Annotated in this window: 12 protein-coding genes; 1 reads left to right on the top strand and 11 read right to left on the bottom strand. The window is 40.3% G+C overall.

Annotated elements, in window-relative coordinates; genetic code table 11:
* Positions 1-99: 99 nt before the first annotated feature.
* Both LVD16_RS15600 and LVD16_RS15595 read right to left on the bottom strand, forming a co-directional pair.
* Positions 100-2,679: a polynucleotide kinase-phosphatase gene (locus LVD16_RS15600; protein WP_233769202.1), complete on the bottom strand. Its 2,580-nt coding sequence runs from the start codon at positions 2,677-2,679 to the stop codon at positions 100-102.
* A gap of 33 nt (positions 2,680-2,712) precedes the next feature.
* Entirely contained in the window at positions 2,713-4,089 is a 1,377-nt protein-coding gene (locus LVD16_RS15595; protein ID WP_233769201.1) for a 3' terminal RNA ribose 2'-O-methyltransferase Hen1, read from the bottom strand.
* A gap of 101 nt (positions 4,090-4,190) precedes the next feature.
* Between LVD16_RS15595 and LVD16_RS15590 the strand changes: the two genes are divergently transcribed.
* Positions 4,191-5,198 carry a helix-turn-helix transcriptional regulator gene (locus tag LVD16_RS15590; RefSeq protein ID WP_233769200.1) on the top strand — a complete coding sequence of 336 codons (1,008 nt, stop codon included), beginning with the start codon at positions 4,191-4,193 and terminating at the stop codon, positions 5,196-5,198.
* An 83-nt stretch (positions 5,199-5,281) separates the two neighbouring features.
* On the opposite strand, the gene LVD16_RS15585 is transcribed toward LVD16_RS15590, so the two are convergent.
* From LVD16_RS15585 to LVD16_RS15545, 9 genes are all read right to left on the bottom strand, one after another.
* Positions 5,282-5,692: a hypothetical protein gene (locus tag LVD16_RS15585; RefSeq protein ID WP_233769199.1), complete on the bottom strand. Its 411-nt coding sequence runs from the start codon at positions 5,690-5,692 to the stop codon at positions 5,282-5,284.
* A gap of 93 nt (positions 5,693-5,785) precedes the next feature.
* The gene (locus LVD16_RS15580) at positions 5,786-6,199 is read right to left on the bottom strand and encodes a hypothetical protein (protein WP_233769198.1); all 414 of its coding nucleotides are present in this window, start codon (positions 6,197-6,199) and stop codon (positions 5,786-5,788) included.
* Between the two features lie 100 nt (positions 6,200-6,299).
* A complete protein-coding gene (locus tag LVD16_RS15575; protein WP_233769197.1) occupies positions 6,300-7,601 on the bottom strand; it encodes a glycoside hydrolase 5 family protein in 1,302 nt (433 codons plus the stop codon).
* A gap of 77 nt (positions 7,602-7,678) precedes the next feature.
* On the bottom strand, positions 7,679-11,854 hold the full coding sequence (locus LVD16_RS15570) for a two-component regulator propeller domain-containing protein (RefSeq protein ID WP_233769196.1): 4,176 nt from the start codon (positions 11,852-11,854) through the stop codon (positions 7,679-7,681).
* A gap of 41 nt (positions 11,855-11,895) precedes the next feature.
* Positions 11,896-13,113 carry an AGE family epimerase/isomerase gene (locus tag LVD16_RS15565; protein ID WP_233769195.1) on the bottom strand — a complete coding sequence of 406 codons (1,218 nt, stop codon included), beginning with the start codon at positions 13,111-13,113 and terminating at the stop codon, positions 11,896-11,898.
* A 3-nt stretch (positions 13,114-13,116) separates the two neighbouring features.
* Entirely contained in the window at positions 13,117-15,000 is a 1,884-nt protein-coding gene (locus tag LVD16_RS15560) for a sialate O-acetylesterase (RefSeq protein WP_233769194.1), read from the bottom strand.
* A gap of 1 nt (position 15,001) precedes the next feature.
* Complete coding sequence (locus LVD16_RS15555) at positions 15,002-16,192, bottom strand: glycoside hydrolase family 130 protein (RefSeq protein WP_305038987.1); 1,191 nt, start codon at positions 16,190-16,192, stop codon at positions 15,002-15,004.
* A gap of 14 nt (positions 16,193-16,206) precedes the next feature.
* Positions 16,207-18,111 carry a sodium:solute symporter family protein gene (locus LVD16_RS15550; RefSeq protein WP_233769193.1) on the bottom strand — a complete coding sequence of 635 codons (1,905 nt, stop codon included), beginning with the start codon at positions 18,109-18,111 and terminating at the stop codon, positions 16,207-16,209.
* Entirely contained in the window at positions 18,108-19,298 is a 1,191-nt protein-coding gene (locus LVD16_RS15545; protein ID WP_233769192.1) for a glycoside hydrolase family 26 protein, read from the bottom strand. The genes LVD16_RS15550 and LVD16_RS15545 overlap by 4 nt, the downstream gene beginning before the upstream one ends.
* Positions 19,299-19,305 lie beyond the last annotated feature (7 nt).

Below are 19,305 nucleotides of genomic sequence, written 5' to 3'. Positions count from 1 at the left end.
GCTCATTTCATGATACAAACTAAAGCACCCACTACGCATTGTTTTTGCGTAATGGAAATTATTTTTTAATTAATGAAAATTTAGCAGTTGAGAAATCAATTACAGCCGAGGATCAACCATCTCACTTTCAAGGGCTAGCACACCAAATACACATTCGTGAACTCTGCGTAAAGGCTCCTTGTTTACAAACCTTTCAAGAGATTCTATCCCTAAAGCAAATTCACGTAAGGCTAGCGACCTTTTTCGCCCCAAACCTCTGTTCTTCAACGTGTTCATATTTTCCGAAGTACTATATTCCGGGCCATAGATGATTCGTAAATATTCTTTGCCTCTACATTTTACAGCTGGCTGTACCAGGCCTTTTTTACCATGAGTAATAAAATCATATGGTTTTATCACCATGCCTTCTCCTCCTTTATTGGTCAATTCAGTCCACCATTCTACAACAGAGCTGAGCTGATCCTCTTCATTCAAATCAATTACCTGATATGGCGTGGCAATCATAAACTCAGGATCTACTTCACACATCTGTTTAATATTCTCCATGTGCCATTGATGATCTTTGTCACTGTAAACATGACCTTCGGTGGCGAGAATATGAAAAGGAGCCAGTTTGTATCCATCCAATCCTTTTACAGGCCAGCAATAGTTACGATAAGCCTCCACAAAATCGGTAATCATTTCTTGTTTCTGCCCATAATTTTGCAGTAACTGCTCTACTCCTTCCAGGTTCCTATCCAGAGCGATGTTCAACTCTTGAATTACCACATCCAAAGACGCACTTGCGGCAGCCCCCACAGCTGCATACTGATCTTTTAAAAGTGCCTGAGCCTTAGCCGACCATGGCATAAGTTCCGTATCCAGACAGACCCAATCAGTTTTGAACCTATCCCAAAAACCTGATTGATTTAAGGCTTTCTGCACTCGATCCAAAAAAGCCATTTCAAGCGTTTTATCGTTGAAAAATGCTCGCCCGGTTCTGGTATAGCAGGCACCGATTTCACCATTATCTATTCCGAATCGTTCTCTTGTAACATCGGCATTCTTACAAACTATTACAATAGCCCTGGATCCCATGTGCTTCTCTTCACAAACTACTTTCTGCACACCCTGGCTCCTGAAGTATTTTAACGCCTCATGTGGATGTTCCAAATAATGCTCCAACTCACTGGTTTCTGAGGGCGACATCGTTGGAGGAAGATAAATCATCCATTTAGGGTTGATGGCAAACCTGCTCATCGCTTCCAGTGCAGCTACTGAATTTTCCTCAGGTAATGTGACATTATTCCTTAATCTGGTGCTCACTATTCGCTTTCCGGTAACCTCAGCTATATCCAGAAGATCATCATACTCTTGTTGCTGGCTTTTGGTAAACTGATTTATTTCCAATGGCCTTGCCGGCTCTGAATAAACCTGTTGAGCCTGCACAGCAACTAACTCCTGCTCAGGATATCTTAAAGCAGTTAATTTGCCACCAAAAACACAACCCGTGTCAATATCAATGGTATTATTTAGCCACTCTGCCTCTGGTACCGGTGTGTGTCCGTATACTACTTTAGCCCTTCCTCTGTATTCTGACGCCCAATTATACCTTACGGGCAAACCAAACTCATCTATCTCACCAGTAGTTTCACCATACATACAAAAAGACCTCACCGCTCCACTTCCTCTACCCTGCATTTCCTCTTTTAAACCTGCATGGGCTACTACCAGCCTTCCATTATCGAAGATATAATGACTTACTAAACCGTACAAAAACTCCCTCACCTGATATTTAAAATCATCAGATTCATGCAGCAATTGCTCAACCGTTTTTTCTAAACCATGCTTTATTTGCACATTCTTACCATTGAGGTATTTCTGCAATTTCATATCATGATTTCCGGGAACGCAAAATGCCACACCACTATTCACCATGCTCATTACCAACTTAAGTACAGCCGGTGAATCTGGCCCACGGTCAACCAAATCTCCCACAAAAACTACTCTTCGACCCTCGGGATGAGTAACACGGTAACCAAATGTTTCATTGGAATAATCGACATCTTCAATCTGATAGGTTAGTTTTTTCAATAGCTCTTTTAATTCCAGAAAACAGCCATGAACGTCACCAACTATATCAAAAGGACCAGATTCATGCTTCTTATCATTATATAAGCTATCCCTTTTAATATTCGATACTGCATCTATCTCCTCAACGGATTTTAAAACATGAATGTGTCTGAACCCTTCCCTTTTCAGGCTTTTGATTGACCTTCTCAACTGAGACCTTTGTTGGCGCACCACATGATTACCAAAATTCCGATCATCTCTGCTTTCGTTCCTCAACTGACATTCCTTTTCAGGCACGTCAAGCACTATGGCCACCGGCAAGCAGTGGTACTTCTTCGCTAGTGCAACCAATGGCTTTCTGGAATCAGACTGTACATTAGTCGCATCTATTACTGTGAGTAATCCATTCTTTAATCTTTTGGCAGCTATGTAATGAACCAATTCAAAGGCATCTGTAGTAGCCGATTGATCGTTTTCATTATCTGAAACTAAAGCTCTACATCTATCGGATGAGATCACTTCAGTTTCTTTAAAAAGCCTTTTGGCAAAAGTCGATTTGCCTGATCCTGAAATACCGACCAACACCACCAATGATAATTCAGGTATATTTAATTCTCTATTTTCCATTCTTTCTATCTTATTATTTATGAATGAACTCTTTTAAAAATAGCTATCTGAGAAAGGTGCTCCTACAGCTTCCACCTCATCTCCAACTGACTTAATATCAGCTTCATAGGCATAATTCTCGCAAACAGAATTCACCCATTGTTTAAACTCTTCTCTGCTCCACTCAAAACGGTGATCGGTGTGCCTGAACTGACCTGCATGCAATGATTCATACAGTTCATTATAATCACTATTGGGTGTGGTGAGCACTACCGTGTTAGGTTTAGCATATTCAAAAACCACCCTTTCCATTGATTTAATTCTATCAGGATCCAGGTGTTCTATCACCTCAATTAAAGCTGCTGCTTCATAATTATTTAAGCGTTCATCTCTATAGGTTAGCGCTCCCTGAAAGAGGCTAATTCTTTCCTTTTGAACCGGAGAAATCTCATTTAAATGCAAACGTTCCACCACCTTCTGCAGACTTTTATGCGAAACGTCCATTCCAGTGATTTTGGTAAATTGAGGGTCTTTTAGGAACAACTTTAACAACTTACCTTCTCCACAGCCCAGATCTATCACAGTAGTTGCTCCCGATCTTTTCAATTCATCAAATGCCATTTGTAAGCGCTGTTGATGTAATGATTGTTGGACAGTATCTTGTGTTTCTTCGGACACATCATCGTTGCTTTCAATAGCTTCATTAAGCTGATCAAAGGCACTTCTGGTAAGATTTGCAATACCTTTCAAATACCTTTTGGTAATCTGATCCTTTTCAGGATGACCGGCCAGCCAGTTTTCACCTTTCCTCAGGAGCTTTTCTACCTCAGCATTACTCACCCAATAATGCTTGTGTGTATCCAAAGACGGAATAAGTACATACAAATGCGTTAATACATCCATCAACCTCTGCGTTCCCTTCAGATTGACCGAAAAGTACCGGCTTTCACCCCATTCAGGAAAAGCTTCATCCAACGTATGTCTTTGCACTTCCACTTCATAATTAAGGGGTTCAAATAACCTTCGGATAAGTATTTCCCCACCTTTAGGTGCAAACATTACCGCTATTTTTATGTCAAAAGGAATTTGTTCATTTACTAATTCAGGATGATCCTTACAAGTACCGTTCATAGCCGTGCTGAAAGCCTTTGAAATGGCTACACTCATGTAGGAGGAAGCAACGTAAGGCCTGTCATTCACATAGTGTGATAGTGCAAAATCGGCATTATTGGACTGATTATTTCTGGTAAGGCTAACTGGGTTAATATCCAGCACCAGACAGATAGCGCATTCATCCTGATCAGCTTTGGGATAAAATATGTGCGCCTTACCAAAAGGTAGCTCCACCGATTGTAGTCGGTCCGGGTGCTTATGAAAAAGAAAACTCACCTCTCTGGCATTAGCTCGATTCGTAGATATTTTTAATAGCATTTTATATTTCTTCAGTAATAATTGATTACAAAGCAAAGTACATATTACGCAGTCTTTTTGCGTAGTCACATTAATTTTCTAATTTTTCAAAAAAATGTAAGATGCCAGTCAATAGAAATGCTTTAATACGATACAATACCATCGATAAATGCCTGAGAAACAGATATCGACAATGGACGTTGGAGGATCTTATAGATGCTTGCTCAGAGGCTCTGTATGAATATGAAGGCATTGACAAAGGTGTAAGCAAGCGCACAGTTCAGATGGACATACAGATGATGCGCAGTGACAAGTTGGGCTACAATGCGCCCATCATAGTGAAGGAAAGAAAGTATTACACCTATGAAGTTGCTGATTATTCTATCACCAATAGTCCTTTAACAGATAATGATCTAAACAAATTGAATGAGGTGGTCGACATCTTAAGGCAATTTAAAGGATTCTCGCACTTTCAGGAGATGACTGGAATGATTCAGAGGCTGGAGGACAAAGTTTATTCAGAGAAAAATAAGCAAAAATCAATTATACATCTAGAAACTAATGAGCGACTACGTGGTATCGAATTTATAGATGAAATCTACAAGGCCATACAAAAGAAGCAGGTAATAAGGCTGCTTTACCAATCGTTTAAGGCAAGAAAGGCTAATCCCATCCGAATACACCCGTACCTACTGAAAGAATTCCGGAACCGGTGGTTTATAGTAGGGCGAAAAAGTGCCAAGGAACCACTTATAACATTGGCTTTAGACAGAATAAAAGAAATTGAAATTTTAAATGAAGAATATATTCCGAATGGCGATTTTGATGCAAATAAATATTACAAAGATGTTATTGGCGTTTCCGTTGACCAAAATGTAAGGCCCAGGAATATTCACCTACGCATAGACCGGAAAAACGCACCTTATGTCGTAACCAAACCACTACACCATTCCCAAGAGATTATCTCATCATCTTCCGAAGGGGTGGAAATAATGCTTAAAGTACAGATCAACGTTGAGTTGGAAAGAGAAATACTTGGTTTTGGCAATTCTATCGAGGTAATTAAACCCGAGAGTTTAAGGCAAAGGATTCATAAAAAGCTCAAAGAAGCGGTGGGGTTTTATGAGTAGCATCACCTCATCCCCGGCCCTTCTCCTCTTGGAGAAGGAAGTATGAAAGCCCTCTCCTTGGAGAAGAGGGTTTAGGTGAGGTACTACCTCCAGCCTATAATCTCACAATAATTGATGGGGGTGTTATGATTGTAATAGTCTTCTACGCTAAAGTTAATAGTGAGCTTATCTCCATTAACTCGGCCATTTCCTTCTATTCTGTAGCCATTAATCCTTTGATCTGGAATGTATAGGTAATTACCATCTATTTCTGCCAGCACATCTATGTCCGCTCCATAAAAGTTAGTTAAGAACACCTCGTTACTGTATTCTCCTCTTACAACTCTCATATAGTAGTATGTAAAATCATCGTAGTTAGAGCTGTACTCTTCCACATCAAAAGTACCTAGAAATAGAGCTCTGTTATTTTGAGGGATAGGTTCCTCTACCACAACTACTTCGCAACTTGATAATATTAGTAGTATTGGAATGCTGATAAGTAAAAGCTTTTTCATGTGATTGATGTTTTGATTTCAAACACATGAAAACAATTATGGGGCCAAACGAAAAATATTTAAACTAACTTATTGATAATCAATTACTTATGATCACAATTTTTGTTGAAATTTATCATTAAAATAAAGTGATCCATCCTCTTTTACTTCTATTTTAAGCTGGCTAATTGATTGCTCAAGTTTATCTTGAAAATAGACATAATAGGTGGTGGGTGTAATACCATCGAGAATATCTTCAGTGTACCCCATATCAACAGTAAAATTTATGGGCCTCTTCAGCTTTTTACACATGATTTGATTCCCTTTGCCATCTTCCACTTTCACTTTGTAGTCAGTGGCTTTAAGGATGTTCATGTTAATGTTGATAGATAGATATGGAAGCACTGAATTATCATCAATTCCAGAGTTAAGCATATAAGCAGAAGTAGGACGTTTTTTAAAAGTATAGTCTACCACCACATCATAAGATTCAGCATCTCTGAATGGAATTTCAGTGTGACTGGCCATTGAAGGCAGCAGCCAAAATGATATGTATAACAGTAAGTTCAAAATATTGTAGCGTTGAGTACAATGTAGTGAAAATACTATCAAGAGTCAATCTCCAGACCTATTTTAAAGAGACTTCGCTGCTGCTTTTCAGAGCATTAATTAACTCCGCATATTTTTCTATTACTTCAATTGTGCTTTGATCACTGTCATAAACCGAATACCATCCTTGCTTCTCATGTGGAGGGTCTCCGGTAAGCGGATCACCGGCATGCCACAGGCCGCCAGCTTCCACAGGCCTACCTTCTCCTGACCAACACCAGAAGTTACAGCCAACCATTCCACTGGCTGCCTTTTTATAGACTAATTGGAATATTTCGTCAAAAAAGCGATCTCTGTTTTGAGTAGTGGCAGATTGCTCAAAAGAGCCATTATCTCTGGCCACTCCAAACTCTTCAAGTACCAAGGGTTTGCCTAACTCTTTACTCTTATCCAGATGATGCTCCAGATAAGCAGTGGCCTTCATTATGGCCGAGTCCATGTCTTCCATTCCCTTTGTAGGATCATACCAACTCCAGTTTTCAATCCAAATATGCATGGTGCCATAGTCGATATATTCACTTCTATGGTCTTCTAAAAAGTTAGTCCCAGCATGATGAGAGCCAGTATTACCCTCACTCCCAATACTTACCAAATGGTTTTTATCTTTCTTTTGAATAAAGCGCGCAGTTTCATGTATCCAGTTTCTATATGCCTCGGTATTTCCATAACCGCGTGGTTCGTTACCCAGCTGCCATGACATAATGGTAGGATCATCTTTATATTTCACCTTTGAAACGGTGTTTGTACGATCAATAATTGTCTTAAGGAATTTCCTATAAAGCTTATTGGCTTTTTTATGATTAAAGAAGCTGCTGGTATGCTGCTGATAATTATGCCAATCTGTATTTTCTACCGGAGGTGAATAGACCATACTTTCCTGATCTGCCCAAGCGATATATTGCGCCATTCCGCCGCTCCAGATCCAGAAATCATTGAGCGTAACCACTGCCTTCATGTCTCTTTTGCGCATTTCCTCGAGCAGGAAATCCAAACCTTGAAAGACCTGCTCATTATACTCACCAGGAGCAGGCTGCAAGGCCGGAGACATGCGGTACGGCTCAGTATCAGGACCTTCTGATGCTCCCATTATACGAAGATTAGTCACCCCCATGGCTTGCAGCTCATCCAGTTCTCTTACAAGCCTGGCTCTATTACCAGCACTACCATCTATGCCCAGATTCATTCCATACCAGTAGTTGGCTCCTATGAAAAAGTAAGGCTGCTCATTTTGATAAAAGAGGCCGTTTTTTACTTCTACAAAGCGCTGTGCATATGTAAACGTGGTTATTAAAGAAAGAAGGCAAAGGAAGAGTAGTCTCATAATCATTTTATTTGACACTAAATTCGCTTAATTCATTATTCCAGGCCCATGCTACATTTCACAAAGACAGATGTGAATTATATCTCTTCTTCAGATTCTTCCACTTCAGATTGCTTCTTACCATACTCCGAAGGGTTTATACCAAAGTATTTTTTAAAACAACTTCTGAAATATTGCAAATCCTGAAACCCTACCTGATAGGTCACTTCTGCCACTGTGAAATCATTGGTTTCTAACAGCTGCGCAGCTCTCTTCAATCGCATAGTACGGATAAACTCATTAGCAGATTGGCCGGTAAGTGCTTTAAGTTTTCTGTAAATCTGCATTCTACTCATACCCACATCCTCTCCGAAATCTTCCACTGAATAGGAGTAATTAGACATGTTGTTCTCCACACTTTCCAGAGCCTTTTCAATGAAAATCTCATCAGCAGAGCTAAATGTCACTTTCTTAGGCTCAATATTCAGGGTTTGATTATCATTAAAATGCTTCTTAATGTGCTCTCTGGTAGCCACTAAGTTTTTCACCTTAAGTGCCAACACCTGATAATTAAATGGCTTGGTAATGTAGTCATCAGCACCGCTTTCCAGACCTTCCACCTTATAAATCAATGACGTACGGGCAGTTAATAAAATGATAGGTATATGAGATGTATTGGTATCTCTTTTTAATGTCTTGCAAAGTGCTATGCCATCCATTTCAGGCATCATTACATCACTCACCACTATATCTGGCATCTCCTTTTCCGCCAGCTTCAGCGCCTCCTTACCATTTTTTGCTTCTATCACCTGATATTTATCCGCAAACATGGAGCGGACATAGCTTCTCACCTCTTCATTATCTTCAGCAATCAGAAGCTTTTTCAATTCTGCTTTCACTTCCGGCTCTTCACCTACAGGAGCCATGCCTTGAGGTATAAGGTCCGTCTCAAGTTCAGTAATTGACTGATAATGACCAATATACTCACTGTCTTTAAAATCATCTATCAGTTCTTTAGGCTCAAAATGCTCTTTCCCTTTTTTCAGAGTAACAATAAAAACTGTGCTTTCACCTGGCGTGCTCTGCACTTCAATTTCACCATGGTGCTTCTTAACCAGTGTTTTACTGAGTGAAAGGCCTATTCCTGTACCTGATTTGTCATCACCATCTGAGTAAAACCTATCGAAAATCTTATGTATTTTTTCAGAGGAAATACCTGAACCGTTGTCCTCTACTAATATTCTAACCTTGTTTTCATACTCCTCTACTCCTACCTTAACTTCACCTCCCTGATTTACGTGCTTGAAAGCATTTGAAAGTAAGTTAAAAAGCACCTTTTCAAACTGATCACGATCATACCAAATGCGTGCATCTTCAGTGTTTGTGTAGAAAACAAAACTTACACCCAGCTTTTCAGCCAGCCCTTCGAACATGAGTTTTATTTCTTTCGTGAAGCGTACGATATTCCCCTCTGCAACTTTTAATTGCAACTTTCCAGATTCCGCCTTTCTAAAGTCAAGCAACTGATTCACCAACCTGAGCAACCTCTGTGCATTCTTATTAATGACATCTAGCTCATCTCTCACATATTTACCTCCCAGCCCGGAAGCTATCAGCTTTTCAAGCGGCCCGATAATTAGGGTCAGTGGCGTTCTGAATTCATGAGAGATATTAGTGAAAAACTTAAGTTTTGACTGGTTCATTTTCAGGATATTTTCTCTCTCCAGTCTTTCCATTTTGATATCATTCAGATAATTGGTCCTTATGATAATCATATGTCTGAATAGCAGCAAAACAGCCGATGAAATCAGGAAATAGGCAATTACTGCCCAGATGGTTTTCCACCATGGTGGTGATATATGAATGTGAATGGTCTGCACTTCTTCACTCCAAACCCCATCGTTATTACTAGCTTTTACCTCAAAAGTGTAATTTCCGTGTCTTAGGTTGGTATAGTTCACAAAGCGCCTCTGGGCACTGGTATACTTCCAGTCCGAGTCATACCCCAACAACCTGTATGCATACTGATTTTTCTCGGGAGCCGCGAAATGTAGTGCTGAAAACTCAAAGGAAATGGCATTTTCATAATAATCCAGATCTATTTCATCTGCTTCTGACACAGGCTGGGTAAGCACTACCCTGCCATTGAAAGTCTCATTGGGCAATACAGCCTGGTTGTAGATTCTAAAATCTGTAATCACCACCCTGGGGGCCACAGGATTTTCGTTTATAGCCTCGGGTTTAAGCACATTCAGCCCATTATTACCACCAAAAAGTAATCTACCTGCCTGATCTCTATAACATACGCCACTATAGAAAAAACCACCCTGAACACGATCCTGAACATCGTAGTTATGCAAAACCCCCAACGAATCATCAGGGTTTACTACAGCAATTCCATTCCAATTAGAAAGCCAAAGCTCCCCTTTTTTGCTCTCCAGAATGCCAACTACCACACTATTATCTTCTCTACCAAGCGCATAACTTCTAATACTATTTTCCGTTCTTATAAACTCATTTAAGCCTCCTTCCGAGCCTATCCATAAACGCCCCTGAGTGTCTTCATAAATATCATTGATAAAATCATTATTTAGTCCGCTATTGGCCTGCGTGTATCTTTCTACCTTAAGAGCGGCTTGGGAATATTGTATTTTTAGCAGGCCGCTGCCTCGCGTTCCCACCCATAGTACCTGGCCATCAGAATATAAACTGACTAAAGGTGCTATACTCAAAACAGAATCGGCAAACACCTGTACAGAACCGTCTTCGCTAATTTTGTTAAGGCCGCCGCTCCAGGTTCCAATCCACATGTTTCCTTCACCGTCAGTATCGAAAGACATGATATAATCATCAGATAGTTTGTTGGTGGTAGCAGTATTATAGTGATCTAAAGATTGAACTATGCCTTGTTTATAAACCAGCTTGTAAACTCCGTCTCCGGCAGTACCTATCCACAGGTCATCATTGCTATCGGTAGCCATAGTTTGAATAAAGTCGGTTAAGTCACTCTTTCCGCCTTCGCCAATTTTAATGGGTGTGAAGAGGTCTTTCAAACTACTTACATTGGTATGATTGGCTCTATCAAACAAATACAAGCCACCTCCCATGGTGCTGATCCAGTACTTTTGATCGCTTCCTGCCCCCTGAATTCCGGTAATAATTCCTCTGGTGTCATCAAAAGTGCTGGTAGCATAGAGTTCAAAATTCTTATTGTAAGTATCGAATTTATTAATTCCCTTTTTGGTGCCTACCCATAGCACGCCAGTATTATCTATGAATATAGAAGTTACCGTATTATGGCTCAGGTTGACTCTTTCACTATAGTCCCCAAAGAACTTCTTAAAAGTTCTGGTCTTAGGATCGAACATGGACAAACCAGCTTCAGAGCCTAGAATAATGTAATCATCAGAATCATTGTAAGTGTAAAGGGTTCTGAAGAAACTAAAACGCTGAGAAGCATTTGGGTATAGATAATTGGTAAGCTCAGTTCCATCGAGAATCTTGAGGCCCCGCTTGGTTGACCAACAAATTACATCTTTACCATCTTTCTTAAAACTGGCTATTTTATAACAATAATTATGAATAGCCCTTTCACTTTCACTCTCATAAAAGTATTTCGTGAACCCTCCCTCAACATCATTTAAAGCAAGCTTGTTAACTCCCTTTTCCGTAGCTATCCAGAGGTTGTTGTTGCCATCAATCATTAAAGAGGTTATGAAGTTATAAGATAAACTTTTTGGATCTCTAGAATGAAAATACTTGGTGAAAATGTTCTGTTTACGATGCAAGCGATTCAATCCATTCTGTGTGCCTACCCAAATATCACCATTATCCGCTTCTACAATGCTCCATATGTTATTATCGCTTATAGAGTTATGGTTTGATGGATCATGCTGAAAATGAGTGAACTTCTTATTGATTGGATCATAGGCATAAAGCCCACCCATCATAGTCCCGACCCAGATATTCCCTTTACTATCTTCAAACAGTGAAGTTATCTTATTACTTTTCAGGGAGTTATCATTATCATTTTCTGATTGAAATATAGTGGTAGAGTAGCCATCATAGAGCATAAGCCCCTCCCACGTTCCAATCCATAAATAGCCCCTTTTATCTTCTATCATGCAGTTGATAGATCGCTGCGAAAGCCCCAGATTTTCATGGGGCTGATGGAAAATGATATCTTTATTAAGAAGTTCTGAAGGTTGAGCTAAGGCGTTTTGGTGGTAAAATAGAATAAAATAAATACATAAAAGAAGTAAAGTTCGGTTCATAAGGGTTCAGTCAGTAGCATTTTCAATTTAATCAAAAATCATCAGCATTCTATTAAGGTATCTATCCTTCGAATTAGTTCCATCATGGCCCTGCTGTTATGATATGGACACTTCCAGGGGCCTGCCTTGTCTTCATCAAGCTGAATTTTTCCAGATTTATCGACCTTCCAGTGCCACTCACCATTTTCATAATCCAATAAATGTTTTTTGATAAAGGTCCAATTGGCAACCAGTGCATTTATATATTTCTGTTCTCTATTTATCTGAAATGCATTCATGAAACCAACCAAAGCCTCAGCTTGTGGCCACCAGTGCTTATCTGAGTCAGTGATTCCATGTTCATCTGCCTCGTTCAGTATGGCTCCATCATGATCCACTCCTTTAACAAGTACCGCTTCCACCATACTCAGCGCATTAGCTCTACACTTCTCAATCAAATTATTATAATCTAATACTTCCGCTGCTTCACACAACAGCCAGCTACCCTCGATATCATGACCGTATGATATTTCGGAGGATTTTAACTGCCAATTTTCATTAAAAAATAAGCCGAAGTGAGCATTATCCTGAACAAATTGGGCTAGAAACAGCTCTGTCAAATTGTTTAGTTGCTTTTTCAAAATCTCATTGGGCCAAACTCGATAAAGGTTGGTATATGCCTCCAGTACATGCAAATGAGTATTCATAGTCTTCTTCTCATTAGCATCCTTTTCACTTAATCGAAGATCATCAATCTCCTCCCAACTCTCAGTGAAAGCCTCCAGATAGCCATTCTGATCCTGATCAAAACTGTGCTTTTCAATAAGCTGAAATATATCAATGGCCTTTTTAAGACTTTCTTCATCTCGGGTCAAAGCATAATATTCTGAGAAGGCATAAATAGCAAATGTCTGAGCATAGATCTGCTTGCGCTTATTCACAGGCTTTCCCTTCTGATCTACCATCCAGAATACACCTCCGTTATCTACATCATCAAAGTGCTGAAGCAAATAACTATAAGCACGTTCCGCCATCTCTTGATAACCATGATCTGGATAGAAATTGGCAATGTGCGAGAAAGTCCATAGAATGCGCGTGTTAAGAATCACAGCCTTATCTGCTTGCGGGTGAAGCTTATTACAGCCATCAATTCGGCCATAAAAGCCATTATTAACAGGATCTTGCATTCGCCTGATCCAGAATAATAATGACCTGTGAAGCTCCTCTTCAAATTCAGATCGCAGCTTGCTTAGCTGATCTACTTTCGATTTATCTGGCATAGATCAATCCGTTTTAAAAGGGACAGCAGGCAGGCCTTCTTTATTATACAAAGTGGCCATTGGATTATCCGCCCATGCATAACGCACGGCCGCTGGATTTGCTACTTCAGGTGAACTTACCACCACCTTATCTCCTACTATCTTTGCTGTAGCTCGATGATATATACCATCTTTACCAGCAATAATAAAGGCTGTTAGATCACCCTGTGTTTTTAAGCCAGAACCAATATGATCAAAACTTATAATCACCTGATTATCTTTGATTTGCATCGATTTGAAAGCTGGACCTGAATAAACGATATCTTCTCCATAAGCCACTTTTCTAGCAGCCAGCCAAAGCCTGTAGCCTACATCTTGCTTGTTTCTTGGATGAACATCGCCAGCATCTCCAATATCAATGATCGTGGCCATGCCAGTGCTAGGCAGGTCCAAAGTATGCGTTTGAGCATCTCTTAAATAGGCCCAATCGCTGTTCGGTTGCAGCCCTTTCCTCTCCATATAATTGGCCAATTGAACATAAAGAAATGGCATGTTCGGTTGCTCCCATTTATCTCTCCAATCTTGAATTAAAGCTTTAAAAACTCCTTCATAATATTGATGTGCACCAGCATTATTCTCCCCTTGATACCAGATTACGCCTTTTAAGCCATAGTTAGTCAACGGAGCGATCATTGCATTGTACAAGAAACCTGGCTGCCAGTTATAAAACTCTACCTGGGGCAGTTTCGGTTCTACAGCATTAGAATACTTCCAGTCACCTTCCAGGTTAATGGTCTCACTACCATTCTTCAACCACATTTTTCCAGGCTTACCGATCATTACACGGTTATCCCAAGAGTTGATAACACGCAAGGCTAGCACGTTCTTCCCCTTCTTGAGTAAATCTTTAGGCACGGAGATAATTGAGGTGGTGTCTTGCCAGCTTTCCTCGGCCACCAGTTTCCCATTAAGAAAAATCATAGCTTCCTGCACCAAATCACCCAAATAGAGCTGATTAGTGTTAGTAACAGCTTTCAGATCAAAGGACTTTCTCAACCAGGCCACATCAGAAAGTGGATTTTGGTTAGGTAGCTTCACCGTCTGCCAACTCTTATCATCAAATGCCATTTCCTGAGCACCCGTCTTTTTAGCACCTTCTTTATCTCCTATTATCGAAAACTTCTTCCCTTGATTAGCTTCGTTTTCTGCTACTTTTTCAGTCCAATCCACCTTAGGATCAAGCACTTCCTCAGCCTCTTTTTCGTATCCTTCTACAGTTAAAAGCTTATGAGCATCTGTCCAGGCTTCTGCTGGCGTACCACCCCAGTTGCTGTCTATAATTCCTACCGGAATGTTCTTTTCTTTATGATTATGCTTGGCAAAAAACCAGGCTACAGCTGAAAACTCCTTAGCTGTTTCTTTAGATGCTTTTATCCAATTGGCCGCAGGAATATCACTTTTGGGATAAGGAGAAAGCACATTCTGGACCTCGAAGAATCTTATATCAGGATATTCAGCGTCTTCCTGTTCCTCTTCCCAGTTGTCTATCTTCCAGCCGATTTTCCATTCCATATTAGACTGTCCTCCCGCTAGCCAAACCTCACCATAAAATACATCTTTTATCTCAAGGGAAGTGGCCCCCTGAACGCGCAAAGTGTAAGGTCCACCAGCTTTATGTGGGCCGAGGCTAACTAACCAGCTACCTTTCTCATCCGCCTTAGTAGAAGCTTGTAGACCATCAATACTCACCGTAACTTTCTCTCCAGCTTTAGCCCAACCCCATACTTTTACAGGTTGATCTCTCTGCAAGACCATATGATCAGTGAAAATTTTTGGTAGCGTAAGATCCTGGGCTTCAGTTGATTGAAAAACCATTACCGCTAAAACTATTAATATCAGTTTTTGCATCTTAGAATCCATTATTTTTCATCCATTCTAAATTCTTATTGATCAGCTCATGTCGCACTTCCACACTTTTCCCTGATCGCAGGCCATCTTCAGGCGTATTTTTACAATAATCTACCAGGCGCTCTACGGTACTGGTGGCTACATGCATTCTGGTATCTGATGAGGCGTAGTAAATAAACACATCATTGCCTCGCTGAACCCAGCCGTTAGAAAACACCACATTGGAAACATCTCCTACTCTTTCCTTCTGCTGAGGTGCAATCAAGTGGCCGGCAGGCCTGTAAATAATTTTAGCAGGATCATCTAATGAAGTCATAAACAGATAGAGCACGTATCTAAGCCCTGCAGCGGTATTTCTCACGCCATGCGCCAGATGCAGCCATCCTTCCGGTGTTTTAATAGGTGCCGGTCCCTGGCCATTCTTCACTTCATTTATGGTATGATACCTTCTATCTTCTATTATAATTTCATTTATTATGGTCGGTTTAGTAATATCATCACATAGCCCCCAACCAATACCACCACCTGATCCAGTATCTATGAAGCCATCCATAGGTCTTGTGTAGAAGGCATATTTACCATTTACAAATTCTGGATGAAGCACACAGTTTCTTTGCTGGCTTGAAGGCGTATTCAAATCCGGAAGCCTCTCCCAACTTTTTAAGTCTTTTGTTCTGACAATGCCGCATTGGGCCACCGCAGAAGAAAAATCTCCCGAGCCAGCATTCGGATCTCTTCTTTCAGTGCAGAAAAGGCCATAAATCCAACCATCTTCATGCTGTGTAAGCCTCATGTCATACACATTTACATCAGGATTAACAGTTTCAGGCAGTAGAACAGGGTAATCCCAAAACCTAAATCCATCCACACCAGATTTACTCTCAGCTACCGCGAAGAAAGACTTGCGATCAACACCCTCTACCCTTACCATGAGATATATACTATCATTCAATGCTATGGCTCCGGCGTTAAAAGCGGCGTTGATTCCTTGCCTTTCTAAGAGTAAATGATTGGTATCAGGATTAAGGTCATATCTCCAATGAACCGGAGCATGACGGGCTGTAAGAACAGGGTTTTGATACCTTTCATACACACCATTGTTACCATCTTGAGGTGAATTTACAGCTCCAATTAAGTATTCGTAATCATCGAATAACTTCTTAATATTTTCTTTTGAATGAGGTTTTAACATCTATATGGGTTGATTTAAGCTACAGACGCTTCTTCTTTTTGCGGCATGTCTATAGTTCCGTTTTCTATTTCCTGATCTAAAATTTCATCTTCGCGATCTAATTTATCGTACCAGTTTTTCTTCAAGATGAGCATAGTAATGATCAGAATAACTACACTGATTACCAGAGGTAATTGCTCTCTTATTACGATATAAACCGGAATAATGGTAAGGCAGGTTTGCCAAATAATACCTACTATAATATTGATCGTATTTCTCTTCAGCTGACTGTTCTTCTCAAAGGCAGGATCTAGCATAACTACCTTATTATGAATTGGTTTCCAGAAGCCCCAGGGCCTTACACTGCGATAAAACTCTATCAAAATCTTTTCATCTGCCGGAGGCGCACTATATGTACCAACCACGCAACCAATCACTGATGCTAATAACGTTAAAGGGAAATAATACAGTGGTAGAACTCCAGGAAACACTAATGGAAAAACCATGGAAGCAATGATGCCTGCTGCCATACCCCAGAAGTAGCCAGAGCCATTGAATCTCCACCAGTGCCATTTCAGCACGTTAGCGGCGATATAGCCCCCGTAAAGTGCTGATACTATCCATTGTAAAACACTATTAATGTCTTCAATATAAAGACCTATCAAAGTACTGATAGCCACTACTAGAAATGACACCAAATAGCTGTAGTTCATCAGCTTTTTAGGTGAAGCATTTGGGTTTATATATTTGAGGTAAATGTCATTTATTAAATAGGCAGGTGCAGCATTAACTGTAGAAGCAAATGTACTCATGAAAGCCGCCAAAAGACCTGCCAGCAACAGCCCCATGAGCCCAACAGGAACAAATTCACTGATAGCCATTGGCAGTACAGTTTCAAAATCTACCTGATCACCCATGGCTAAAAAGTCATCTTGAAAATAAACCAAGGCCAGGATAGTAAAACCGGCAATCATAAAATACCTTGGAAAAAGCAATACCAGAGACACAAAACCACTCATTTTAGCTGCTTCAGATGGACTTTTGGTGGCCAAAACCTTCTGCATATCAAAGTTAGGAGCTGGCCCTGCCATGCTTGAAAAGACACCTTTAAAAAGCATCATCATGAAAAAGATACTAAAAAGAGAGAAGCCATCAGAGGCAATTTTATCATTTACTGAGGGTAGAATTTTACTCCAATCTAAATCAAGATTCCAACCAAAAAATGGGCTTTCCCACCCATCAGGAATCACCGTCATGAGCGTATCATGACTGACCTTATTCATGGCTATAACACCAATAACTATAGCTGAAACCGTCATGATCGTAAACTGGAGCACGTCTGTCCATACCACGGACATGAGCCCACCCATAACCACATAAAAGGTGGCAATAGAAGTGAGCACAATACCATAAAAGTTAGGCACCTGCTCAGGAGAAAGATCGAACGGTAAATAAGGAGATATGGCATCCCAAGGCAAGAATATTTCAATGAATTTACCTATTCCAATAAAGCCGTAGCTTAAAAAACCCAAGGCACTAATAATAGCAAAAACCACCACAATAATGTGCGACATGTGGGAGCCTTTGCCATTTCCAAACCTCGTTTTAATCCACTCGGCACCTGTAAGCACATTAGATCTTCTCAACCATACCGAGAGATAAACCATTAAGAAAATCTGATTGAATACCGGCCAGAGCCAAGGAATCCATACACTTTTAAGGCCATACACAAACATTAGCGTTACCATCCACATGGTGCCGGAGATATCAAACATGCCGGAGGCATTAGAAAGGCCTAGCATGTACCAGGGCAAGGTGTTACCCCCTAAAAAATAAGAATTGATATTTTTAGAGGCTCTTTTCTTTAAGTAAATGCCAATAAAAATCGTGGACACAAGGTATCCAAGAATGATCAAGATATCTATGGTAGATAAATTCATTTTATCAGCGGTTTATTGTTTTTGTATACATTTTGGAAGTCGCCAGAGAAAAGGGTCATATCCTCGTCTTCAAACTTTTGAAAATCTTCAACAGCGGGGTGCTTAGCATATGGCGTGAAGGTTTCTTTCCTGAATCGGTTTCTCCAAACCAGCATCCAGGCAATTTTCAAATCGTCCCCAGAAGCTTCCATAGGCTCCAGGATGGATTTACTGAACCACTCTTTATCCTTTACTCCAAAAGAACCCGTTTCGGTGAGTGCGGCCACCTTCCCTTTTTCTTGAGCTATCTTGTTTATTAGCTCCAGGCTCTTCCTAAATTGCTCTTGCTGCTCTTCAATAGAAGCATTATTAGATCCATGACCTACGTCCCAGTAGTTATCCAGGCCAATAATATCTACATAATCATCGCCGGGGTATCCATAGAAGTAAGAGGTCTCTGGTGTGGACATGTCCAGCCTGCTCCTGTCTGGAGAATAGGCATAAATAAGCTGATGAATATTCCTTTCGTCTCTTAGATATGACACCGTGAACCGGTAAAGCTGAATATAGTCTTCTTCACTGGCTAACCCTTTTCCCCACCAGAACCAATTGCCATTGTGTTCATGAAATGGCCTAAAAACTATAGGGATTGGTGTAAACCCCACCTTACATTTCTTGATAAAATCAGCTACTTTATCCAGATAATCAACATAGGTAGCATGAAACTCTCCACCGGGTAAAATCTGTTTTACAGATGGAGTTTTATCCCAGCTATTTGCTCCATTCACGGGGTTATTCAAATGCCATGAGATGGTATTAATGCTGCCCATTTTATAGGCTTTTTTAATCCATTTCCTCATATTTTTAAAATCCACCGTATCTATATTAAAGTGCCTTCCGGTTTCTATCACGCCTAAATCCCAGCCAAATACCGCTGGGTATTTGCCTGTAATCCTTTTTACATCGGATTCATCGGCCTCATTCCACCACCCCACTCCATAAGCCAAATCATCCTGATGACCGAACATCATTCCGGATTTTGATAGTTTAAATAGATTTTGATATAAATTTTGAGTTTTGGCAGTCGCCTGAGCATCAACCATCTTTACTTGCTGGGCAGAAACTTCATAATTGATAAAGGTGAAGCAACTTATCAGTAAAAGAATAGGTTTAACAAAAAATAATGGGTCTTTTATCATTACTTCCATTAGGGTT

The organism is Fulvivirga ligni (assembly GCF_021389935.1).
Lineage (GTDB): Bacteria > Bacteroidota > Bacteroidia > Cytophagales > Cyclobacteriaceae > Fulvivirga > Fulvivirga ligni.
Note: the sequence above shows the minus strand (reverse complement) of the source record. Positions and strands in the feature narration are given on the sequence as shown.